Annotated in this window: 20 protein-coding genes, 7 tRNA genes and 1 other RNA gene; 11 read left to right on the top strand and 17 right to left on the bottom strand. The window is 50.9% G+C overall.

All coding sequences use genetic code 11. From position 1 onward, the window contains the following. Positions 1–70: 70 nt before the first annotated feature. Positions 71–1,123, bottom strand: a complete 1,053-nt coding sequence (locus tag FEK66_RS12610; protein WP_135493573.1) for a 4-oxalomesaconate tautomerase — start codon at positions 1,121–1,123, stop codon at positions 71–73. Positions 1,124–1,306: 183 nt separating this feature from the next. Here FEK66_RS12610 and FEK66_RS12605 point away from each other — a divergent pair, with 183 nt between their 5' ends. Then, entirely contained in the window at positions 1,307–2,260 is a 954-nt protein-coding gene (locus FEK66_RS12605) for a LysR family transcriptional regulator (RefSeq protein ID WP_135406229.1), read from the top strand. Between the two features lie 41 nt (positions 2,261–2,301). Here the strand turns inward: FEK66_RS12605 and pgl are convergent, their stop codons facing one another. Next, positions 2,302–3,297, bottom strand: coding sequence for a 6-phosphogluconolactonase (pgl, locus tag FEK66_RS12600; protein WP_130209934.1), 996 nt, complete (start codon positions 3,295–3,297; stop codon positions 2,302–2,304). A gap of 154 nt (positions 3,298–3,451) precedes the next feature. Here pgl and ybhA point away from each other — a divergent pair, with 154 nt between their 5' ends. Further along, entirely contained in the window at positions 3,452–4,270 is an 819-nt protein-coding gene (gene ybhA / locus FEK66_RS12595; protein ID WP_000213425.1) for a bifunctional pyridoxal phosphate/fructose-1,6-bisphosphate phosphatase, read from the top strand. Here the strand turns inward: ybhA and modC are convergent, their stop codons facing one another. The 4 genes from modC to acrZ form a co-directional block, all read right to left on the bottom strand. Further along, complete coding sequence (modC, locus tag FEK66_RS12590; RefSeq protein WP_130209932.1) at positions 4,271–5,329, bottom strand: molybdenum ABC transporter ATP-binding protein ModC; 1,059 nt, start codon at positions 5,327–5,329, stop codon at positions 4,271–4,273. A 2-nt stretch (positions 5,330–5,331) separates the two neighbouring features. Next, positions 5,332–6,021 (bottom strand): molybdate ABC transporter permease subunit, encoded by a 690-nt coding sequence (gene modB / locus FEK66_RS12585; protein WP_000604034.1) that lies wholly within the window; start codon positions 6,019–6,021, stop codon positions 5,332–5,334. Then, a complete protein-coding gene (gene modA, locus FEK66_RS12580) occupies positions 6,021–6,794 on the bottom strand; it encodes a molybdate ABC transporter substrate-binding protein (protein ID WP_130209930.1) in 774 nt (257 codons plus the stop codon). Before modA ends, modB begins: the two co-directional genes overlap by 1 nt. A gap of 165 nt (positions 6,795–6,959) precedes the next feature. Beyond that, positions 6,960–7,109 carry a multidrug efflux pump accessory protein AcrZ gene (acrZ, locus tag FEK66_RS12575; protein WP_000891515.1) on the bottom strand — a complete coding sequence of 50 codons (150 nt, stop codon included), beginning with the start codon at positions 7,107–7,109 and terminating at the stop codon, positions 6,960–6,962. Between the two features lie 128 nt (positions 7,110–7,237). Here acrZ and modE point away from each other — a divergent pair, with 128 nt between their 5' ends. From modE to gpmA, 7 genes are all read left to right on the top strand, one after another. Continuing rightward, on the top strand, positions 7,238–8,026 hold the full coding sequence (gene modE, locus FEK66_RS12570; RefSeq protein WP_130209928.1) for a molybdenum-dependent transcriptional regulator: 789 nt from the start codon (positions 7,238–7,240) through the stop codon (positions 8,024–8,026). Positions 8,027–8,093: 67 nt separating this feature from the next. Then, positions 8,094–9,566 carry a molybdate ABC transporter ATP-binding protein ModF gene (gene modF / locus FEK66_RS12565; RefSeq protein ID WP_130209926.1) on the top strand — a complete coding sequence of 491 codons (1,473 nt, stop codon included), beginning with the start codon at positions 8,094–8,096 and terminating at the stop codon, positions 9,564–9,566. Positions 9,567–9,827: 261 nt separating this feature from the next. Further along, the gene (gene galE, locus FEK66_RS12560) at positions 9,828–10,844 is read left to right on the top strand and encodes a UDP-glucose 4-epimerase GalE (protein ID WP_001265443.1); all 1,017 of its coding nucleotides are present in this window, start codon (positions 9,828–9,830) and stop codon (positions 10,842–10,844) included. A gap of 9 nt (positions 10,845–10,853) precedes the next feature. Continuing rightward, a complete protein-coding gene (gene galT, locus FEK66_RS12555; protein ID WP_053276593.1) occupies positions 10,854–11,900 on the top strand; it encodes a galactose-1-phosphate uridylyltransferase in 1,047 nt (348 codons plus the stop codon). 3 nt (positions 11,901–11,903) lie between these two features. After that, complete coding sequence (gene galK, locus FEK66_RS12550; RefSeq protein ID WP_131161683.1) at positions 11,904–13,052, top strand: galactokinase; 1,149 nt, start codon at positions 11,904–11,906, stop codon at positions 13,050–13,052. Next, complete coding sequence (gene galM, locus FEK66_RS12545) at positions 13,046–14,086, top strand: galactose-1-epimerase (protein ID WP_059321515.1); 1,041 nt, start codon at positions 13,046–13,048, stop codon at positions 14,084–14,086. The genes galK and galM overlap by 7 nt, the downstream gene beginning before the upstream one ends. Before the next feature lie 202 nt (positions 14,087–14,288). Beyond that, positions 14,289–15,041, top strand: coding sequence for a 2,3-diphosphoglycerate-dependent phosphoglycerate mutase (gene gpmA, locus FEK66_RS12540; RefSeq protein WP_001295305.1), 753 nt, complete (start codon positions 14,289–14,291; stop codon positions 15,039–15,041). Positions 15,042–15,188: 147 nt separating this feature from the next. Here gpmA and aroG read toward each other — a convergent pair whose 3' ends face one another. Beyond that, positions 15,189–16,241 carry a 3-deoxy-7-phosphoheptulonate synthase AroG gene (gene aroG / locus FEK66_RS12535; RefSeq protein WP_130209918.1) on the bottom strand — a complete coding sequence of 351 codons (1,053 nt, stop codon included), beginning with the start codon at positions 16,239–16,241 and terminating at the stop codon, positions 15,189–15,191. Between the two features lie 315 nt (positions 16,242–16,556). On the opposite strand from aroG, the gene FEK66_RS12530 reads away from it, so the two are divergent. Then, positions 16,557–16,937: a YbgS-like family protein gene (locus tag FEK66_RS12530; RefSeq protein WP_064530615.1), complete on the top strand. Its 381-nt coding sequence runs from the start codon at positions 16,557–16,559 to the stop codon at positions 16,935–16,937. A gap of 114 nt (positions 16,938–17,051) precedes the next feature. After that, positions 17,052–17,987 (top strand): CDF family zinc transporter ZitB, encoded by a 936-nt coding sequence (gene zitB, locus FEK66_RS12525; RefSeq protein ID WP_130214939.1) that lies wholly within the window; start codon positions 17,052–17,054, stop codon positions 17,985–17,987. Here zitB and pnuC read toward each other — a convergent pair. From pnuC to FEK66_RS12475, 10 genes are all read right to left on the bottom strand, one after another. Then, the gene (gene pnuC, locus FEK66_RS12520; RefSeq protein WP_135406226.1) at positions 17,984–18,703 is read right to left on the bottom strand and encodes a nicotinamide riboside transporter PnuC; all 720 of its coding nucleotides are present in this window, start codon (positions 18,701–18,703) and stop codon (positions 17,984–17,986) included. The two genes, zitB and pnuC, sit on opposite strands and share 4 nt — an antisense overlap. 37 nt (positions 18,704–18,740) lie before the next feature. Then, the gene (gene nadA, locus FEK66_RS12515; protein WP_135493572.1) at positions 18,741–19,784 is read right to left on the bottom strand and encodes a quinolinate synthase NadA; all 1,044 of its coding nucleotides are present in this window, start codon (positions 19,782–19,784) and stop codon (positions 18,741–18,743) included. A 278-nt stretch (positions 19,785–20,062) separates the two neighbouring features. Next, positions 20,063–20,188: non-coding RNA, RtT sRNA (locus tag FEK66_RS12510), on the bottom strand. Between the two features lie 30 nt (positions 20,189–20,218). Beyond that, a tRNA-Lys gene (locus tag FEK66_RS25700) sits at positions 20,219–20,358 on the bottom strand. A 33-nt stretch (positions 20,359–20,391) separates the two neighbouring features. Beyond that, a tRNA-Lys gene (locus FEK66_RS12500) sits at positions 20,392–20,467 on the bottom strand. Positions 20,468–20,500: 33 nt separating this feature from the next. After that, positions 20,501–20,576: transfer RNA gene (locus FEK66_RS12495), tRNA-Lys, on the bottom strand. A 146-nt stretch (positions 20,577–20,722) separates the two neighbouring features. After that, a tRNA-Lys gene (locus FEK66_RS12490) sits at positions 20,723–20,798 on the bottom strand. 3 nt (positions 20,799–20,801) lie between these two features. Then, positions 20,802–20,877 (bottom strand) — tRNA-Val (locus FEK66_RS12485). Between the two features lie 51 nt (positions 20,878–20,928). Next, positions 20,929–21,004: transfer RNA gene (locus tag FEK66_RS12480), tRNA-Lys, on the bottom strand. A gap of 2 nt (positions 21,005–21,006) precedes the next feature. After that, positions 21,007–21,082, bottom strand: a tRNA-Val gene (locus tag FEK66_RS12475). Between the last annotated feature and the right edge of the window lie 52 nt (positions 21,083–21,134).

The raw sequence follows: 21,134 nt of genomic DNA, 5'->3' as shown, positions 1-21,134 counted from the left end.
ATCCTGTTCTTTCTGTATGACTCATACAGAAGTCCTTTATTGATTGTCCTTATCACGACAACGAAATTTTTCAGGGAAGATAAACTTCACCGGAAAATATTTTTCTGGTCGTCCGAATAACAGATGCACGTAACGTTGTGGCATCCTGACCGTCATTACTTAAATGAACGTCAAGCGCACCACTGGGGTGTTCAATATTGATATTGCCGTACCCCACAGAAGGGACAATTTGTCGGGTGACGGTGCCTTCCAATGCACAGCTACTGGAAATGGCAATAGCGCCAGTTATCGCCAGTGCGCGATGGCAAGAATGCGGCATAAAATAACGCACATTAATTGCCCCGCCTTTCTGCGCTGGAGAAATAAGCACAGGTTTAGGGATAACCATATTACTAACATCGCCTAAGCCCATTGCTTTACCCGCTTGCAGACGGATAGATTCAATGCGGGCTAATAATGCTTTGTCGGCATCCAGTTCCGCCGGTAATTCATAGCCTGTTTTGCCCAGATATTCAGCCGGAATAATGACGACTGGCATCGCCATATCAATACAGGTCACTGGAACATCGTCAAAATAATCAATCTGTTTATCAGTCGGGAAGACTTTTCCGGTTTTTGTTCCTGCTGCATTCAGGAAAGTGAGAGCGACCGGTGCGGCTGTCCCTGGCACACCATCAATTCTGGCGCTACCCTCGTACTTGACAACACCATTTGGCGTTTGCACATCAGCTTCGATGAACGTACCAGTATTGACGTTGCGGATACGCACACGGGTGATCGGTGATGTCGCTGCAATCAAACCATTTTCAATGGCGAATGCCCCAACCCCAGACAGCATATTGCCGCAGTTTGGTGTCGTATCAACACGCTGCTCATGGACGATAACCTGAGCAAACAGATAATCGACATCAGCACACGGATCGTCGGAACGGCTAATAATGGCGACTTTACTGGTCAGCGGATTACCGCCGCCGATACCGTCTATTTCCAGATCGTTACCGGAACCCATAATTGCCATCAATATTTTATCGCGCTGCGTTTGATCTTCGGGTAAATGTTCCGCTAACAGGAACGCGCCCCTCGAGGTTCCACCTCGCATCATCACGCAGGGTATTTTTTTCATAATAATGCCCTCAATTTAAAAACATAACTTATTGCGATATGGTTACATTAAGGGCAAAGCATCTCTAATGACTTTAGCTCCACGATTAATAACATTTTTTCATTAATTTAAGTGATTAAATTGCAGTTAAACTGTTTAACTGTAAATCACTAAAATGCACCGCTTCCATTTTTCGGAGTAATAATGAAGCATGAATTATCAGGTATGAAGGCATTTGTCATACTGGCAGAGTCCAGTTCATTTAACAATGCCGCTAAATTACTCAATATTACGCAACCTGCATTAACGCGAAGAATAAAAAAGATGGAAGAAGATTTACATATTCAACTTTTTGAGCGTACAACTCGCAAGGTTACGTTAACAAAAGCAGGAAAAAGGTTGCTCCCGGAGGCGCGGGAATTAATAAAGAAATTCGATGAAACGCTTTTTAGTATTCGTGATATGAATGCTTATCATCGTGGTATGGTGACGTTAGCGTGTATTCCGACCGCCGTATTTTATTTTTTACCGCTGGCTATCGGTAAATTTAATGAGCTGTATCCCAATATTAAAGTGCGGATTCTGGAACAAGGTACGAATAATTGCATGGAATCGGTGCTGTGCAATGAATCTGACTTTGGCATAAACATGAACAATGTCACAAATTCATCCATTGACTTTACCCCACTGGTCAATGAGCCGTTCGTGCTGGCCTGTCGGCGTGACCATCCATTGGCCAAAAAGCAGCTAGTGGAATGGCAGGAGTTAGTAGGTTACAAAATGATTGGCGTGCGTTCCTCCAGCGGCAACCGACTGCTAATTGAGCAAAGATTGTCCGACAAGCCCTGGAAACTGGACTGGTTTTATGAAGTGCGTCATCTTTCGACGTCATTAGGATTGGTGGAAGCGGGACTGGGGATTTCGGCGCTTCCTGGCCTGGCAATGCCTCATGCGCCCTATTCTTCGATTATTGGTATCCCATTGGTGGAACCCGTTATACGTCGGACATTGGGAATAATTCGCCGTAAAGATGCCGTACTTTCTCCAGCAGCAGAACGCTTTTTTGCCTTGCTGATTAATTTATGGACTGACGATAAAGACAATTTGTGGACCAATATCGTCGAACGCCAGAGACACGCGTTACAGGAGATAGGCTAATACTCCCGGCGCAGGAGATTCAGCGCCGGGTAAATCAGCGGTTAGTGTGCGTTCACCACAACCCACATTGGCCCCTGCCCTACCGCATAGCGGCCTTTTTCATGCAGCAGCCCCTGCTCGCCGACAATTTCGTATACCGAGATATGGTGCGATTTTTGCCCGGCGGCAATCAGATATTTGCCACTGTGATCAACATTAAAGCCGCGCGGCTGAGTTTCCGTTGGCTGGAAGCCTTCTTTACTCAACACGCTGCCATCTTCCGAAACGCTGAAAACGGTAATCAGACTGGCGGTACGGTCGCAGGCGTATAAATGACGACCATCCGGGGTGATATGAATATCAGCCGCCCAACGGGTGTCGGAGAAGTTTTCCGGCATCATATCCAGCGTCTGGACACATTCGATATTGCCGTGCGGATCTTTCAGTTCCCAGACATCCACTGAGCTGTTTAACTCATTGACGCAATATGCATATTGTTCGTTTGGATGGAACACCATATGACGCGGACCGGCCCCTTCAACGGTAGTCACTTCTGCGGGGTCCTGCGCCACCAGATGACCGTCATCGCTGACCGTAAACAGGCAAATACGATCCTGCTTTAATGCCGGAACCCACAGGGTGCGGTTATCTGGTGAAATATTGGCGGAATGACAGCCGTCCAGTCCCTCAACCACATCGACAACGCCCACAGGCAGGCCATCTTCCAGTCGCGTTACGCTCACGTTACCCGCATTATAAGAGCCGACAAAGACAAACTGCCCATGGTGATCGGTGGAAATATGCGTCGGGCTACCCGGCAGCGCAGACTCTGCGGCAAATGTCAGTGCGCCATCATCTGGTGCAATGCGATACGCCAGAACGCGAAATTCGGGACGAACGCCAACGTAGAGGTAACGTTTATCCGGGCTGACCACCATCGGCTGCACCTGCCCCGGCACATCGACAACCTGTGTCAGCGTCAGCACGCCTTCATGATTCAGGTTCCAGACGTGAATTTGCTGGCTCTCAGGGCTGGCGATATAAACTGTTTGCTTCATGAATGCTCCTTTGCATTTAGCAACTGACTTTAACAGCTAAAATTAGTCGCTTTTGGCGGTGAATGCTGAATTAAAACGCAGAATTTTGTCCGATAGTGGTATCGGTGTACCATTCGTGCAGACGAAAATTCTTAACCTTAATCTGGAAAACGCCATGACCACACGCGTGATTGCTCTCGACTTAGACGGCACCTTATTGACCCCGAAAAAGACTCTGCTTCCCTCATCGATTGAAGCGCTTGCCCGCGCTCGCGAAGCAGGTTACCAATTGATTATCGTCACGGGTCGCCATCACGTCGCTATTCATCCTTTTTATCAGGCGCTGGCGCTGGATACACCTGCTATTTGCTGTAATGGCACCTATTTGTATGATTATCATGCAAAAACTGTGCTTGAAGCCGATCCAATGCCCGTTAACAAAGCCCTGCAACTCATCGAGATGCTGAATGAACACCACATTCACGGTCTGATGTATGTGGATGACGCAATGGTCTATGAGCATCCGACCGGACATGTCATTCGCACGTCTAACTGGGCGCAGACTTTGCCGCCGGAACAACGCCCGACTTTCACACAAGTCGCTTCTCTGGCTGAAACGGCGCAACAAGTTAACGCCGTGTGGAAGTTCGCTCTGACGCACGATGACCTGCCGCAGTTACAGCATTTTGGTAAGCATGTTGAACATGAGTTGGGTCTGGAGTGTGAATGGTCCTGGCACGATCAGGTTGATATTGCACGCGGCGGCAACAGTAAAGGCAAACGCCTGACGAAATGGGTTGAGGCGCAAGGCTGGTCGATGGAAAACGTAGTCGCATTCGGCGATAACTTCAATGATATCAGTATGCTGGAGGCTGCCGGAACGGGTGTAGCGATGGGCAATGCCGATGACGCGGTAAAAGCACGCGCCAATATCGTGATTGGTGACAATACCACCGACAGCATCGCCCAGTTTATTTATAGCCACCTGATTTAATCAGGCGGTTATCGACACACTTTTAATTTGCGCGTATAGCCACAGGCCAGGTTTGATCGCCAGTTCATCCCTGGCCCACGGGCTTATTCGCGCCCACAGCGTTTTACCGCCGACTTCCAGTTCCACTTCCACCTGGCCGTTATCGTCATAGCTATTGACGACTTTTGCGCGCAGCACATTGCGGATGCTGGTTTGTTGCGGCGGTTGTAAAACCAGAGAAACATCGGAAGCCTGGATGCGGATGCGTAGCGCGGCTTGCAGCGGTTCATCCAGCTTATTAACCCATAAATGCTGATCGCCCAGCGCCAGCGCGGTCATTGCGTAACGCGGATGATGTTCCAGTACCGTTACTTTCAGAATGCTGCTTTGTTGCTCTTTCGGCAGCCACGGATTCATCACGCTACTGCCCCACACTTCTTCCAGCGCCCCGAAAGCTTTCACCTGGCCGTTTTCCAGTACCATCACTTTGTCCGCCAGATGGAGGATTTCATCCAGCGAATGACTGACATACAGCATCGGAATGTTGATTTCCCGCGTCAGCCGTTGCAGATAAGGCAATAGCTCGCGTTTGCGCGGAAGATCCAGCGACGCCAGTGGTTCATCCAGCAATAATAATTCCGGAGCCGTCAGCAATGCCCGACCAATTGCCACACGCTGTTTTTCGCCTCCGGACAGGCTGCCCGGTAAACGGTCAAGCAACGGTTCAATGCCTAAAAGCGCCACCAGCTTATCGAACTGATCGACCATACTTTTCGACATGCCGTAGCGCAGATTGCCACGCACTTTGTAATGCGGGAACAGCCGTGCATCCTGAAACACATAGCCAACGCGACGCTTTTCCGGCGTCAGGCAGATACCTTTTTCGGCATCATTTAGTACCCGACCATTGAGGACAATCCGCCCTTTTTGCGGGCGCGTCAGTCCACTAATGGCGTTAATCAGCGAAGTTTTTCCGGCACCGGAGACGCCAAAGATAGCAGTGATGCCATTGGCGGGCAGCGTTTCATTAATGGTCAGGCAATGGTTGCCCAAGGTCTGGGAAAAATTCAGTTCCAGCATGATTATCGCCCCGCCCGTTCACGGCTGATTCTGGCCAGCCATTCTGAAATCAACAGGGAGATCATCGCCAGCGCAATAGAAATAATGCAGAGTCTCGCCGCGCCGCTTTCACCGCCTGGGGTCTGGATCAGGGTATACATGGCAGAAGGAATGGTTCGCGTTTCACCTGGAATGTTAGAAACAAAGGTGATGGTTGCACCAAATTCACCGAGCGAACGAGCAAATGCCAGTACTGTACCGACGATAATTCCCGGCAACGTCAGCGGTAACGTGATAGTAAAGAAAACACGCCAGCGCCCAGCCCCCAGCGTTCTTGCGGCCTGTTCCAGTTTGACATCAACCCCTTCCAGCGCCAGACGAATCGCCCGCACCATCAACGGAAAAGACATGACTGCGGCAGCGAGAACCGCGCCGCGCCAGCTAAACGCGAAGGTAATGCCAAACCAGTCATACAGGCGTTCGCCGATAAATCCGCGCCGTCCCATAGAAACTAACAGCAAGTAACCGACAACCACGGGCGGTAACACCAGCGGTAGATGCAGTACGCTGTCGAGCAGAGCTTTGCCCGGAAACGTGCAACGCACCAGTAACCAGGCAAAAAAGATCCCAAACGGCAGGCTAAACAGCACAGCCAGGGAAGAAACTTTCAGGCTTAATAAAACCGCCTGCCATTCTGGATCGGTCAGTATCATTACTTAGTTGTAAATCCGTAACGTTTAAAGATTTCCGCAGCCTGCGGTCCCTTCAGATAATCGTAAAATGCTTTCACTGTCGCGTTGTTATGCCCTTCCACGACGGCAACCGGATATTCCACTTTTTTATGCGAATCTTCCGGGAAAGTGGCGACCACTTTTACCCCTTTGCTGGCAACTGCGTCAGAACCGTAGACAATACCCAGCGGCGCTTCATTACGTTCGACCAGCGCCAGCGCCCCACGAACATCTTCTGCCGGAGCCAGTTTCGGGGAGAGCGTATCCCATGCGCCCAGTTTTTGCAGAGCTTCTTTCGCATAAATGCCAGCCGGAACATGTTCCGGATCGCCAACCGCCAGGCGGCCGCCATTCAGCAGAGAGGTCCAGTTAGTTTTGCTGTCGATGGTGAACTCTTTCTGCTCGCTGGTTTTCGGTGCTACAACGACCAGGCTATTGCCGAGCAAGGTTTGACGCGTGGCGGTATCAATTCCTTTTTTATCAATTGCATAATCCATCCATTTCTGATCGGCAGAAATAAACAGATCCGCAGGCGCACCTGCTTCAATCTGACGAGCCAGAGTAGAAGAGGAGGCGAAAGAAGAAACGACGTCTACGCCTTTCTCTTTTTTATACTGCGTAGCGATATCCTGCATCGCGTTGGTCAGTGATGCTGCGGCAAAAACCGTGATTTTCCCTTCATCCGCCAACGCATTGCCAGCAACAGTGAAAGAGAGCGCCGCCCCGGCAAACAGGTTTAACCATTTACGAGCCATTTGTAACCCCTTTATTTAACGTTATGTAGGCGTCAATATAACGGCAAGTTCAGAATTTTCCCAGCAGTTATTGTTAACCTTTGAGAGGTAGATAGAAAAAATATCGGCAGGAAAAGCAGGAAGTTGAGAAAAAGAAAATGCCCGACTCAGCGGGCATTCATGGAATCAATGATTTTGTCCGGGCTGGTCTTTTTTACCAACACCAGAAAAGATGTTGAATACTTCACCAAGACCGTAAATCAGACCCAGGATGATGGCCATCACGACAGGTACCATGATTACGGCGAATACCAGACTTTTTAATAACTCTAACATGGTCAACTCCAGATGTAGTCCTGTGACTATTCTAACCGTTAAGCACAGAAAAGCACTCCCCTTTTGTGCGGTCAGCTTTGCGTGGCGCTCATTTTCCGTCACAATAAGACTTTTGCCAGGACATTGTTATGCAGGCCGAAATCCTTCTCACTCTTAAGCTGCAACAAAAGCTCTTTGCCGACCCACGCCGCATTTCGCTACTAAAACACATCGCGCTTTCCGGTTCCATCAGCCAGGGGGCGAAAGATGCCGGTATCAGCTATAAAAGCGCCTGGGATGCCATTAACGAAATGAATCAGTTAAGTGAGCATACGCTGGTTGAACGAGCTACGGGCGGAAAAGGCGGTGGCGGTGCTGTGCTGACCCGCTATGGTCAACGACTGATTCAGCTTTACGATCTTCTCGCCCAGATCCAGCAAAAAGCCTTTGATGTGTTAAGTGACGATGACGCCCTGCCGCTGAACAGTCTGCTGGCCGCGATCTCACGTTTTTCACTGCAAACCAGCGCCCGTAACCAGTGGTTCGGTACCATCACCGCCCGCGATCATGATGACGTTCAACAGCATGTTGATGTCTTACTGGCCGACGGCAAAACACGCTTAAAAGTCGCGATTACCGCGCAAAGTGGCGCGCGTCTGGGGCTGGATGAAGGCAAAGAAGTGTTGATTCTGCTGAAAGCGCCGTGGGTGAACATTACCCAAGATGACACCGTAGCCCAGAGTGCCGACAACCAATTGCCGGGCATTATTCGCCATATAGAGCGCGGCGCAGAACAGTGCGAAGTATTAATGGCGCTACCCGACGGGCAAACCTTGTGCGCCACGGTGCCGGTAAATGAAGCGACTTCTCTTCAGCAAGGACAGAATGTCACGGCCTACTTTAATGCCGACAGCGTGATTATCGCCACGCTGTGCTAAGCGTGTTGACAATTTGTTATGAAACACGTATCCCTGTCAGTAATCGCTGCACAAAATGGGATATAAAATGTCATCGTTGCAAATTTTGCAAGGCACGTTTCGTCTTAGCGACACAAAAACGCTGCAATTGCCTCAGCTAACGTTAAACGCGGGCGATAGTTGGGCGTTTGTCGGTTCTAATGGCAGCGGGAAGTCGGCGCTGGCCCGCGCGCTGGCCGGTGAACTTCCGCTTTTGAAAGGTGAACGGCAAAGCCAGTTTTCCCACATCACTCGTCTCTCCTTCGAGCAATTGCAAAAGCTCGTCAGTGACGAATGGCAGCGGAATAACACCGATATGCTCGGCCCTGGCGAAGATGACACCGGGCGCACCACGGCTGAGATCATTCAGGATGAAGTTAAGGATGCACCGCGTTGTGCGCAACTGGCGCAGCAGTTCGGCATTACCGCCCTGCTCGACCGACGTTTTAAATATCTTTCCACTGGCGAGACGCGTAAAACCCTGCTCTGTCAAGCGCTGATGTCGAAGCCTGACTTATTGATTCTTGATGAACCGTTCGATGGTCTTGACGTTGCCTCACGTCAGCAGCTGGCAGAATTACTCGCCTCGTTACATCAGTCCGGTATTACTCTGGTACTGGTGCTCAATCGCTTCGATGAGATCCCGGAATTTGTCCAGTTTGCTGGCGTGCTGGCAGATTGCACGTTAGCGGAAACTGGCGCTAAAGAGGAACTGCTCCAGCAAGCACTCGTCGCGCAACTGGCGCATAGCGAACAGCTTGAAGGTGTGCAACTGCCGGAGCCGGATGAACCTTCAGCACGTCACGCCTTACCCGCCAACGAACCGCGCATTGTGCTGAACAACGGCGTGGTTTCTTATAACGATCGCCCCATTCTTAATAACCTTAGCTGGCAGGTGAATCCCGGCGAACACTGGCAAATTATCGGGCCAAATGGCGCGGGAAAATCGACATTATTAAGCCTGATTACTGGCGATCATCCGCAAGGTTACAGCAACGATTTGACGCTTTTCGGCCGACGTCGCGGCAGCGGCGAAACCATCTGGGATATTAAAAAGCATATCGGTTACGTCAGCAGTAGTTTGCATCTGGATTACCGGGTCAGCACTACCGTGCGTAATGTGATCCTTTCTGGCTATTTTGATTCGATTGGCATTTATCAGGCCGTTTCGGATCGCCAGCAAAAGCTGGTGCAGCAGTGGCTGGATATTCTCGGCATTGATAAACGCACGGCTGACGCCCCTTTCCATAGTCTTTCCTGGGGGCAACAACGCCTGGCACTGATCGTCCGCGCACTGGTGAAACATCCGACTTTGCTTATTCTCGATGAACCACTACAGGGGCTGGATCCGCTCAATCGCCAGCTTATCCGCCGTTTTGTTGACGTGCTAATTAGCGAAGGTGAAACGCAATTATTGTTTGTTTCGCACCATGCGGAAGATGCGCCTGCCTGTATTACCCATCGTCTGGAGTTCGTGCCAGACGGTGACCTCTATCGTTATGCGCTGACAAAAATAAATTGAGTCGGTAATGCTGACTGTGCCGGATGCGGCGTAAACGCTTTATCCGGCCCACGGTTCGACGCATCTAGGCATAAAACCGCATCTTTTTTTCAGATAAAAAGCGCAATCATTCATAAACTCTCTGTTTTATAATCACTTAATCGCGCATAAAAAACGGCTAAATTCTTGTGTAAACGATTCCACTAATTTATTCCATGTCACACTTTTCGCATCTTTGTTATGCTATGGTTATTTCATACCATAAGCCTAATGGAGCGAATTATGAGAGTTCTGGTTACCGGTGGTAGCGGTTACATTGGAAGTCATACCTGTGTGCAATTACTGCAAAACGGTCATGATGTCATCATTCTTGATAACCTCTGTAACAGTAAGCGCAGCGTACTGCCTGTTATCGAGCGTTTAGGCGGCAAACATCCAACGTTTGTTGAAGGCGATATCCGTAACGAAGCGTTGATGACCGAGATCCTGCACGATCACGCTATCGACACCGTGATCCACTTCGCCGGGCTGAAAGCCGTTGGCGAATCGGTACAAAAACCGCTGGAATATTACGACAACAACGTCAACGGCACTCTGCGCCTGATTAGCGCCATGCGCGCCGCTAACGTCAAAAACTTTATCTTCAGCTCCTCCGCCACCGTCTATGGCGATCAGCCCAAAATTCCATACGTTGAAAGCTTCCCGACCGGCACACCGCAAAGCCCTTACGGCAAAAGCAAACTGATGGTGGAACAGATCCTCACCGACCTGCAAAAAGCCCAGCCGGACTGGAGCATTGCCCTGCTGCGCTACTTCAACCCGGTTGGCGCGCATCCGTCGGGCGATATGGGCGAAGATCCGCAAGGCATTCCGAATAACCTGATGCCGTACATTGCCCAGGTTGCTGTAGGCCGTCGCGACTCGCTGGCTATTTTTGGTAACGATTATCCGACCGAAGACGGTACTGGCGTACGCGATTATATCCACGTAATGGATCTGGCGGACGGTCACGTCGTGGCGATGGAAAAACTGGCTAACAAGCCTGGCGTACACATCTACAACCTCGGCGCAGGCGTAGGCAGCAGCGTGCTGGACGTGGTTAATGCCTTCAGCAAAGCCTGCGGCAAACCGGTTAACTATCATTTTGCACCGCGTCGCGAGGGCGACCTTCCAGCCTACTGGGCGGACGCCAGCAAAGCCGACCGTGAACTGAACTGGCGCGTAACGCGCACACTCGATGAAATGGCGCAGGACACCTGGCACTGGCAGTCACGCCATCCACAGGGATATCCCGATTAAGGAACGACCATGACGCAATTTAATCCCGTTGATCATCCACATCGCCGCTACAACCCGCTCACCGGGCAATGGATTCTGGTTTCACCGCACCGCGCTAAGCGCCCCTGGCAGGGGGCGCAGGAAACGCCAGCCAAACAGGTGTTACCTGCGCACGATCCAGATTGCTTTCTCTGCGCAGGTAATGTGCGGGTGACAGGCGATAAAAACCCCGATTACACCGGGACTTACGTTTTTACCAATGACTTTGCGGCCTTGATGTCTGACACGCCAGACGCGCCAGAAAGCAACGATCCGTTGATGCGTTGCCAGAGCGCGCGCGGTACCAGCCGGGTGATCTGCTTTTCACCTGATCACAGTAAAACACTGCCAGAACTCAGCGTTGCGGCATTGACGGAAATCGTCAAAACCTGGCAGGAGCAAACCGCAGAGCTGGGAAAAACCTATCCGTGGGTGCAGGTATTTGAAAACAAAGGTGCAGCGATGGGGTGCTCTAACCCGCATCCGCACGGACAGATTTGGGCAAATAGCTTCCTGCCTAACGAAGCTGAGCGCGAAGACCGCCTGCAAAAAGAATATTTTGCCGAGCAGAAATCGCCAATGCTGGTGGATTATGTCCAGCGCGAGCTGGCAGACGGTAGCCGTACCGTTGTCGAAACCGAACACTGGTTAGCCGTAGTGCCTTACTGGGCTGCCTGGCCGTTCGAAACGCTACTGCTGCCCAAAGCCCATGTTTTGCGGATCACCGATTTGGCCGACGCCCAGCGCAGCGATCTTGCGCTGGCGTTGAAAAAGCTGACCAGTCGTTATGACAACCTCTTCCAGTGCTCCTTCCCCTACTCTATGGGCTGGCACGGTGCGCCGTTTAATGGCGAAGAGAATCAACACTGGCAGCTGCACGCGCACTTTTATCCGCCTCTGCTGCGCTCCGCCACCGTACGTAAATTTATGGTCGGTTATGAAATGCTGGCAGAAACCCAGCGTGATCTGACGGCAGAACAGGCAGCAGAGCGTTTGCGCGCAGTCAGCGATATCCATTTTCGCGAATCCGGAGTGTAAGAAATGAGTCTGAAAGAAAAAACACAATCTCTGTTTGCCAACGCATTTGGCTACCCTGCCACTCACACCATTCAGGCGCCTGGCCGCGTGAATTTGATTGGTGAACACACCGACTACAACGACGGTTTCGTTCTGCCCTGCGCGATTGATTATCAAACCGTCATTAGCTGTGCGCCACGCGATGACCGTAAAGTTCGCGTAATGGCAGCCGATTATGAAAATCAGACTGACGAGTTTTCCCTCGATGCGCCCATTGTCGCGCATGGAAACTATCAATGGGCGAACTACGTTCGTGGCGTGGTGAAACATCTGCAACTGCGTAACAACAACTTCGGCGGCGTGGACATGGTGATCAGCGGCAACGTGCCGCAGGGTGCCGGGTTAAGTTCTTCCGCCTCACTCGAAGTGGCAGTCGGAACCGTATTGCAGCAGCTTTATCATCTGCCGCTGGACGGCGCACAAATCGCGCTTAATGGTCAGGAAGCAGAAAACCAGTTTGTTGGCTGTAACTGCGGGATCATGGATCAGCTAATTTCCGCACTCGGCAAGAAAGATCATGCCTTGCTGATCGACTGCCGCTCGCTGGGGACCAAAGCGGTTTCCATGCCGAAAGGCGTAGCTGTGGTCATCATCAACAGTAACTTCAAACGTACCCTGGTTGGCAGCGAATACAACACCCGTCGTGAACAGTGCGAAACCGGTGCGCGTTTCTTCCAGCAGCCAGCCCTGCGCGATGTCACCATTGAAGAGTTCAACGCTGTTGCGCATGAACTGGACCCGATCGTCGCGAAACGCGTGCGTCATATCCTGACCGAAAACGCGCGTACCGTTGAAGCTGCCAGCGCGCTGGAGAAAGGCGACCTGAAACGTATGGGCGAGTTGATGGCAGAGTCTCATGCCTCTATGCGCGATGATTTCGAAATCACCGTGCCGCAAATTGACACTCTGGTCGAAATCGTAAAAGCTGTGATTGGCGACAAAGGTGGCGTACGCATGACCGGCGGCGGATTTGGCGGCTGTATCGTCGCGCTTATTCCGGAAGAGCTGGTGCCTGCCGTACAGCAAGCTGTCGCTGAACAATATGAAGCAAAAACAGGTATTAAAGAGACTTTTTACGTGTGTAAACCATCACAAGGAGCAGGACAGTGCTGAACGAAACTCCCGCACTGGCACCCGATGGTCAGCCGTACCGACTGTTAACTTTGCGTAACAACGCAGGGATGGTAGTCACGCTGATGGACTGGGGTGCGACTTTACTTTCCGCCCGTATTCCGCTTTCCGATGGCAGCGTCCGCGAGGCTCTGCTTGGCTGCGCCAGCCCGGAATGCTACCAGGATCAGGCCGCATTTCTTGGAGCCTCTATTGGTCGTTATGCCAACCGTATCGCCAATAGTCGTTATACCTTTGACGGTGAAACCGTGACGCTGTTGCCAAGTCAGGGCGTCAACCAACTGCACGGCGGCCCGGAAGGGTTCGACAAACGCCGCTGGCAGATTGTGAACCAGAACGATCGTCAGGTGCTGTTTGCCCTGAGTTCAGATGATGGCGACCAGGGCTTTCCGGGTAATCTCGGCGCAACGGTGCAATATCGTCTGACCGACGATAACCGCATCTCTATTACTTATCGCGCCACAGTTGATAAACCTTGCCCGGTGAATATGACTAATCACGTCTATTTCAATCTTGACGGCGAGCAGTCTGACGTGCGCAATCACAAGTTGCAGATTCTGGCGGACGAATACCTGCCGGTTGATGAAGGCGGCATTCCGCACGACGGCCTGAAATCTGTCGCCGGAACGTCTTTTGATTTCCGCAGCGCCAAAATCATCGCCAGTGAGTTTCTTGCCGACGACGATCAGCGCAAAGTGAAAGGTTACGATCACGCGTTCTTGTTACAGGCCAAAGGCGATGGCAAAAAAGTGGCGGCGCATGTCTGGTCAGCAGATGAAAAATTGCAGCTGAAGGTCTACACCACCGCTCCGGCTCTGCAATTCTACTCCGGCAACTTCCTCGGCGGCACGCCATCAAGAGGAACTGAACCTTACGCCGACTGGCAGGGGCTGGCACTGGAAAGCGAGTTTCTGCCGGACAGCCCGAACCACCCTGAATGGCCGCAGCCGGACTGCTTCTTGCGGCCTGGCGAAGAGTATTCCAGCCTGACGGAATATCAGTTTATTGCTGAGTAATGTTAAGCCCTCGTCATGAGGGCTTTATCCTCGTATTGTTCAAATCACCAGCAAATACCGACATATTTGCAACTCAATATTCACAACAACCTTACACTGCGACACTATTTTCGCTATGGTTATGCGTAAGCATTGCTGTTGCTTCGTCACGGCAATATAATGAGAATTATTATCATTAAAAGATGATTTGAGGAGTAAGTATATGGCTGTAACTAAGCTGGTTCTGGTTCGTCATGGCGAAAGTCAGTGGAACAAAGAAAACCGTTTCACCGGTTGGTACGACGTGGATCTGTCTGAGAAAGGCGTAAGCGAAGCAAAAGCAGCAGGTAAGCTGCTGAAAGAGGAAGGTTACAGCTTTGACTTTGCTTACACCTCTGTGCTGAAACGCGCTATCCATACCCTGTGGAACGTGCTGGACGAACTGGATCAGGCATGGCTGCCCGTTGAGAAATCCTGGAAACTGAACGAACGTCACTACGGTGCGTTGCAGGGTCTGAACAAAGCGGAAACTGCTGAAAAGTATGGCGACGAGCAGGTGAAACAGTGGCGTCGTGGTTTTGCGGTGACTCCGCCGGAACTGACTAAAGATGATGAGCGTTATCCGGGCCACGATCCGCGTTACGCGAAACTGAGCGAGAAAGAGCTGCCGCTGACTGAAAGCCTGGCGCTGACCATTGACCGCGTGATCCCTTACTGGAATGAAACCATTCTGCCGCGTATGAAGAGCGGTGAGCGCGTAATCATCGCTGCTCATGGTAACTCGTTGCGTGCGCTGGTGAAATATCTCGATAACATGAGCGAAGAAGAGATTCTTGAGCTGAATATCCCGACTGGCGTGCCGCTGGTGTATGAGTTCGACGAGAACTTCAAACCGCTGAAACGCTATTATCTGGGTAATGCTGACGAGATCGCGGCGAAAGCAGCTGCTGTCGCTAACCAGGGTAAAGCGAAGTAAACGTCATTTGTTTAATAATGAGAAAGCCGACTGCAAGCGAGTCGGCTTTTTTGTTTGTCGTTGCTAACAATGGAGCACATTGCCTGATGCGACGCTGCGCGTCTTATCAAACCTACAAACATACAGTCATGGCGATTTGACTATAAATTATCCACGACGCGCTTTTACTGCATTTGCCAGTTGACGTAACAGAGCATCGGTATCGTCCCAGCCAATGCAGGCATCAGTGATACTCTTGCCATAAGCCAGCGGCTCCCCGCTCTCCAGACTCTGATTGCCTTCCACCAGATGACTTTCCACCATCACGCCAATAATGGCCTTTTCGCCACCGGCAATCTGCTGGCAAACGTCAGCACAAACATCCATCTGCTTTTTGAATTGTTTGGACGAGTTAGCATGGCTGAAATCGATCATCACTTGAGCTGGCAGGCCTGCTTTGTTCAGCCCTTCTTTCACTTCAGCAACGTGTTTTGCACTGTAATTAGGCTCTTTACCGCCGCGCAGAATGATATGGCAATCGCCGTTACCGCTGGTATTCACAATCGCCGAATGCCCCCATTTGGTCACTGAAAGGAAGCAGTGCGGCGCACCGGCGGCATTAATGGCATCGATAGCCACTTTAATCGTACCGTCTGTGCCATTTTTGAAACCTACCGGGCAAGAAAGACCAGACGCCAGTTCGCGATGCACCTGCGATTCGGTGGTACGTGCGCCAATTGCGCCCCAGCTCATCAGGTCAGCGAGATACTGAGGGGTGATCATGTCGAGAAATTCGCCCGCCGCTGGCAGACCGCTGTCGTTAATATCGAGCAGCAATTTACGGGCAATTCGCAAACCGTCGTTGATCTGGAAGCTGTTGTCCATATGCGGATCGTTAATCAGCCCTTTCCAGCCCACCGTGGTGCGCGGCTTTTCAAAATAAACGCGCATTACGATTTCCAGGTCGTCTTTTAGCTCTTCACGCAGCGCCAGCAAGCGAGTGGCATACTCTTTTGCCGCGACAGGATCATGAATTGAGCATGGGCCAATCACCACTAACAGGCGATCATCATTACCTTTCAGGATCTTATGGATCGCTTTTCGGGCATGGGCTACCGTATTCGCGGCATTTTCAGTAGCGGGGAATTTTTCCAGCAGTGCGACAGGAGGAAGTAACTCTTTGATTTCTTTGATGCGTAAATCGTCGTTCTGATAATTCATGTCTGTTCCAGTGTTGCCATACTTATCTTGGTGAATGCAATCCTTCCAATCTATATCTTCCGTCAGAATGTGTAAACGGGGTTTTACACTATGGACGGAATAATCCTGGAATCGACAAGAAATACGCCAGATTGTCGCGAAAAACGAGATCTCCCCTACAATTTCTAACTGTAACTTCTCTATTTATTAATTTTTTCAAGATTCTCAGCTGGATCTCTTCTTCTGGCTGAAATCTTCAACCATTGCCTGATATTCACCTGCAAATGCACTGTTGGAAGAGGTTATCCGACATAACGACCATAACAGGAGCATCCTATGAAAATGACAAAACTGGCCACACTATTTCTGACTGCCACTCTGAGCCTTGCCAGCGGTGCCGCACTGGCTGCCGATAGCGGGGCGCAAACCAATAACGGCCAGGCAAACGCCGCAGCTGATGCGGGCCAGGTAGCCCCTGACGCCCGTGAAAATGTCGCACCAAATAACGTCGACAATAACGGGGTTAATACCAACTCGGGCGGGACGATGCTGCACCCGAATGGTTCATCCATGAATAATGACGGCATGACCAAAGACGAAGAGCACAAAAACACCATGTGCAAAGACGGTCGCTGCCCGGACATCAATAAAAAGGTACAAACCGGTGATGGCATCAACAATGATGTCGATACCAAAACCGACGGTACTACGCAGTAAGCCAGGATATATGGCTGATAATGGGAGAGCGGAGGCTCTCCTTTTTAATTTTTCCCTTCTAAAAGCAGTATGATGTCATAAAGTTAAGTGAGATAAATTAAGGGATGACTCGTCATGGCGCACTCACACACTTCCCCACACCTGCCAGAAGATAATAATGCTCGTCGCTTGTTGTATGCTTTCGGCGTAACTGCCGGGTTTATGCTGGTAGAAGTCATTGGCGGTTTTCTTTCCGGTTCTCTGGCATTGCTGGCTGATGCCGGACATATGTTGACCGATACTGCCGCCCTGCTTTTCGCCCTACTCGCAGTGCAATTTTCACGTCGTCCTCCCACCATTCGCCACACTTTCGGTTGGCTAAGATTGACCACGCTCGCGGCGTTTGTGAATGCCATCGCCCTGGTGGTGATTACGATTTTGATTGTCTGGGAGGCGATAGAACGTTTCCGCACGCCGCGTCCGGTTGAAGGCGGTATGATGATGGCGATTGCCGTGGCGGGATTGCTGGCAAATATACTTTCTTTCTGGTTACTTCATCACGGTAGTGAAGAGAAAAACCTCAACGTGCGAGCAGCGGCACTGCATGTGCTTGGGGACCTGCTGGGTTCCGTTGGTGCTATCGTCGCCGCGTTGATAATTATCTGGACCGGCTGGACACCTGCGGACCCCATTCTCTCGATACTCGTGTCGCTTCTGGTTCTACGCAGCGCGTGGCGATTATTGAAAGACAGCGTGAATGAATTACTTGAAGGTGCGCCCGTTTCGCTGGATATTGCTGAAATGAAACGCCGCATGTGCCGGGAAATCCCGGAAGTCCGCAATGTGCACCATGTACATGTGTGGATGGTGGGCGAAAAGCCAGTGATGACGCTGCATGTGCAGGTGATCCCGCCACACGATCACGACGCGTTGTTGGATCAGATCCAACACTATCTGATGGATCACTATCAGATTGAGCACGCCACCATCCAGATGGAATATCAACCTTGTCATGGGCCAGACTGCCACCTGAATGAAGGGGTGTCTGGCCATTCACATCATCACCATTAATGGGAAAGCGCGCGTGAACCTCTTTCGCGTGCGCTGTTGATCCACATCCGGCTGCCGTTGAGGGCAATAAAGGTCAGGATCAGATACTCCAGCGACATGGCATAGACGCCCTGCAAGGCGAAAATCACCACGCTAATCACGTTAATGATGACCCACAATAACCAGTTTTCGACGTATTTACGCGTCATCAGGATCATTGCCACGATGGAGAGTACCATCATGCAGGAGTCCCAGAATGGGAAGGCGTCCGGTTGCAATTCTGGCATCACTACCTGCAAACCCAATGCTTGCATAATCGTGACTGCCACGCGGGTCAAAAATGCAAACACCGGATTGATAAATACCGTCATCAGACCAATCGAAACCACGCAAACCGCCAACCAGCTTAGCGCCTTCGGCAATGGCAACCAGCGAATTTTTAACTCAGCTTCATGTTGACTGGTTTGTCGCGACCAGGCATACCAGCCATAAATGTTAGCGGCAAAGAAAAACACCTGTAACAGCAGGCTGGCATACAGCTGAATCTGAAAGAAAATAATGCCAAACAGGGTAACGTTGATCAGGCCAAAAAAGTAGTTGCTGATCTTCTCCAGACTGGCAAGGCCAATACACAGTAACCCAGCGATCGTCCCCACCGCTTCGATCCATGAGAGATCGTAACCGCCAGCACCGATCGGTATATGAACCAGAATGCTCTGTGTGCTAAAAAAATCCATCTTTCCCCCAATGCGTAGCGTGACGCCTTATTGTCAGTTATCCACGTAGTGTAGCCGCAAAATCCAGCATACGGTTGAGCGGCACCAGCGCCCTCTCTCGCAGATTTTCGTCAACATGAACCTCGTGATTGCTTCCTCCCTGTTCCAGCGCCTCTGCGATGGCCTGAAGGCCATTCATTGCCATCCACGGACAATGAGCGCAACTTCGACAGGTAGCGCCCTCGCCTGCGGTTGGCGCTTCCAGCAATTCTTTATCTGGCACGGCCTGCTGCATTTTGTAGAAAATGCCCCGGTCAGTCGCCACAATCAGCTGCTGATGCGGCAATGTTTTTGCAGCGTTAATCAACTGACTTGTGGAACCAACAGCATCGGCCATATCGACAATAGCTTGTGGTGACTCCGGATGCACCAGTATGGCAGCATCAGGGTACTGTTTTTGTAAGCGGGTTAACGCCTGAGTCTTAAACTCGTCATGAACGATACAGGCACCTTGCCAGCATAAGATGTCTGCGCCTGTCTGTTTTTGCACGTAACGCCCCAGATGTTTGTCTGGTGCCCAGATAATTTTTTCACCCAAACTATCCAGATGATCAATGAGTTCGACGGCAATGCTTGAAGTTACCACCCAATCTGCACGCGCTTTTACCGCAGCAGAAGTGTTGGCGTAGACAACGACAGTACGATCGGGATGGGCATCGCAAAATGCGTTGAATTCTTCAATCGGACATCCGAGATCCAGTGAACATTCAGCCTGAAGTGTTGGCATCAGAATTGTTTTTTCCGGGCTGAGAATTTTGGCGGTTTCCCCCATAAATCTCACCCCAGCGACTAACAGCGTAGAAGCGGGATGCTTTGCACCGAAGCGGGCCATTTCCAGAGAATCAGAAATACAGCCACCGGTTTCTTCAGCCAGCTGTTGAATTTCGGGATCGGTATAGTAGTGGGCGACCATCACCGCATTACGTTCTTTCAGCAGACGTTTTATTTTCTCGCGATAATACGCTTTTTCATCAATGCTTAACGGCGTTGGCTTCGGTGGAAAAGGATATATCGCCGTTTCAGGATCAAACATCACGCTCATTTGGCCATCTCGTTTTACAGGCTTAACGTTTATGCCGACATGAAGCGTTCAATCCGCTGCAATCGGCCTCAATTGTTTTATATGCTAAACAAAATAGCCGAATGGTGAGGAAAAGTCACACGTATTACGCCTGATGTGCAGGATGCGTCATTTTACGCCTAATTCCACCGACGTAGAGTTGCTTGCACAGCAAGCTCTGACTATGTCATCAGGTTTACAACTTGAAATTGTGGGATGCCTGAATAGCAAAAAAGCGCCTTTAGGGCGCTTTTTTACATTGGTGGGTCGTGCAGGATGACTCGCTTCGCTCGCCCTTCGGGCCGTCGCCGCGAGCGGCTCCGTTGTTTCGCTACGCTCAACTCGAATCTGCTGCAGGTTCGAATCTTTGAGTATCGCAGATAGCAAAAAAGCGCCTTTAGGGCGCTTTTTTACATTGGTGGGTCGTGCAGGATGACTCGCTTCGCTCGCCCTTCGGGCCGTCGCCGCAAGCGGCTCCGTTGTTTCGCTGCGCTCAACTCGAACCTGCGACCAATTGATTAAAAGTCAACTGCTCTACCAACTGAGCTAACGACCCCTTGCGGGATTATGCTGCTTTAATCATTCAGGATGGTGGGTCGTGCAGGATTCGAACCTGCGACCAATTGATTAAAAGTCAACTGCTCTACCAACTGAGCTAACGACCCCTTGCGGGATTATGCTGCTTTAATCATTCAGGATGGTGGGTCGTGCAGGATTCGAACCTGCGACCAATTGATTAAAAGTCAACTGCTCTACCAACTGAGCTAACGACCCATATGGGTGTTACCTGAAAGATTTTTACTCGAATCCAATCTTTAAGATTGGTGGGTCGTGCAGGATGACTCGCTTCGCTCGCCCTACGGGCCGTTGCTGGCGCAACGTTATCCTTCACGCTTAACATCTGAGTTTGATGTTAAAATTGGTGGGTCGTGCAGGATTCGAACCTGCGACCAATTGATTAAAAGTCAACTGCTCTACCAACTGAGCTAACGACCCGAGTGGTGGGTGATGACGGGATCGAACCGCCGACCCCCTCCTTGTAAGGGAGGTGCTCTCCCAGCTGAGCTAATCACCCGATACTACGCTGGATACTACAAACTACTTCCACCAAACCCACCGCAATTAGTGGTGGGTCGTGCAGGATTCGAACCTGCGACCAATTGATTAAAAGTCAACTGCTCTACCAACTGAGCTAACGACCCGGTGGTGGGTGATGACGGGATCGAACCGCCGACCCCCTCCTTGTAAGGGAGGTGCTCTCCCAGCTGAGCTAATCACCCGATACTACACTGGATACTACACTGGATACTACTTAAAGTGGTGGGTCGTGCA

Origin of the sequence: Escherichia sp. E1130 (genome assembly GCF_005781065.1) — a bacterium.
Classification (GTDB): domain Bacteria; phylum Pseudomonadota; class Gammaproteobacteria; order Enterobacterales; family Enterobacteriaceae; genus Escherichia.
The sequence above is the reverse complement of the archived record's forward strand: the minus strand, read 5'-3'. Positions and strand labels throughout refer to the sequence as shown.

Bases quoted from the DNA above. Each gene is read 5' to 3' on its own strand.
- FEK66_RS12610 (WP_135493573.1), bottom strand. From the start codon at position 1,123: ATGAAAAAAATACCCTGCGTGATGATGCGAGGTGGAACCTCGAGGGGC.
- FEK66_RS12605 (WP_135406229.1), top strand. From the start codon at position 1,307: ATGAAGCATGAATTATCAGGTATGAAGGCATTTGTCATACTGGCAGAG.
- pgl (WP_130209934.1), bottom strand. From the start codon at position 3,297: ATGAAGCAAACAGTTTATATCGCCAGCCCTGAGAGCCAGCAAATTCAC.
- ybhA (WP_000213425.1), top strand. From the start codon at position 3,452: ATGACCACACGCGTGATTGCTCTCGACTTAGACGGCACCTTATTGACC.
- modC (WP_130209932.1), bottom strand. From the start codon at position 5,329: ATGCTGGAACTGAATTTTTCCCAGACCTTGGGCAACCATTGCCTGACC.
- modB (WP_000604034.1), bottom strand. From the start codon at position 6,021: ATGATACTGACCGATCCAGAATGGCAGGCGGTTTTATTAAGCCTGAAA.
- modA (WP_130209930.1), bottom strand. From the start codon at position 6,794: ATGGCTCGTAAATGGTTAAACCTGTTTGCCGGGGCGGCGCTCTCTTTC.
- acrZ (WP_000891515.1), bottom strand. From the start codon at position 7,109: ATGTTAGAGTTATTAAAAAGTCTGGTATTCGCCGTAATCATGGTACCT.
- modE (WP_130209928.1), top strand. From the start codon at position 7,238: ATGCAGGCCGAAATCCTTCTCACTCTTAAGCTGCAACAAAAGCTCTTT.
- modF (WP_130209926.1), top strand. From the start codon at position 8,094: ATGTCATCGTTGCAAATTTTGCAAGGCACGTTTCGTCTTAGCGACACA.
- galE (WP_001265443.1), top strand. From the start codon at position 9,828: ATGAGAGTTCTGGTTACCGGTGGTAGCGGTTACATTGGAAGTCATACC.
- galT (WP_053276593.1), top strand. From the start codon at position 10,854: ATGACGCAATTTAATCCCGTTGATCATCCACATCGCCGCTACAACCCG.
- galK (WP_131161683.1), top strand. From the start codon at position 11,904: ATGAGTCTGAAAGAAAAAACACAATCTCTGTTTGCCAACGCATTTGGC.
- gpmA (WP_001295305.1), top strand. From the start codon at position 14,289: ATGGCTGTAACTAAGCTGGTTCTGGTTCGTCATGGCGAAAGTCAGTGG.
- aroG (WP_130209918.1), bottom strand. From the start codon at position 16,241: ATGAATTATCAGAACGACGATTTACGCATCAAAGAAATCAAAGAGTTA.
- FEK66_RS12530 (WP_064530615.1), top strand. From the start codon at position 16,557: ATGAAAATGACAAAACTGGCCACACTATTTCTGACTGCCACTCTGAGC.
- zitB (WP_130214939.1), top strand. From the start codon at position 17,052: ATGGCGCACTCACACACTTCCCCACACCTGCCAGAAGATAATAATGCT.
- pnuC (WP_135406226.1), bottom strand. From the start codon at position 18,703: ATGGATTTTTTTAGCACACAGAGCATTCTGGTTCATATACCGATCGGT.
- nadA (WP_135493572.1), bottom strand. From the start codon at position 19,784: ATGAGCGTGATGTTTGATCCTGAAACGGCGATATATCCTTTTCCACCG.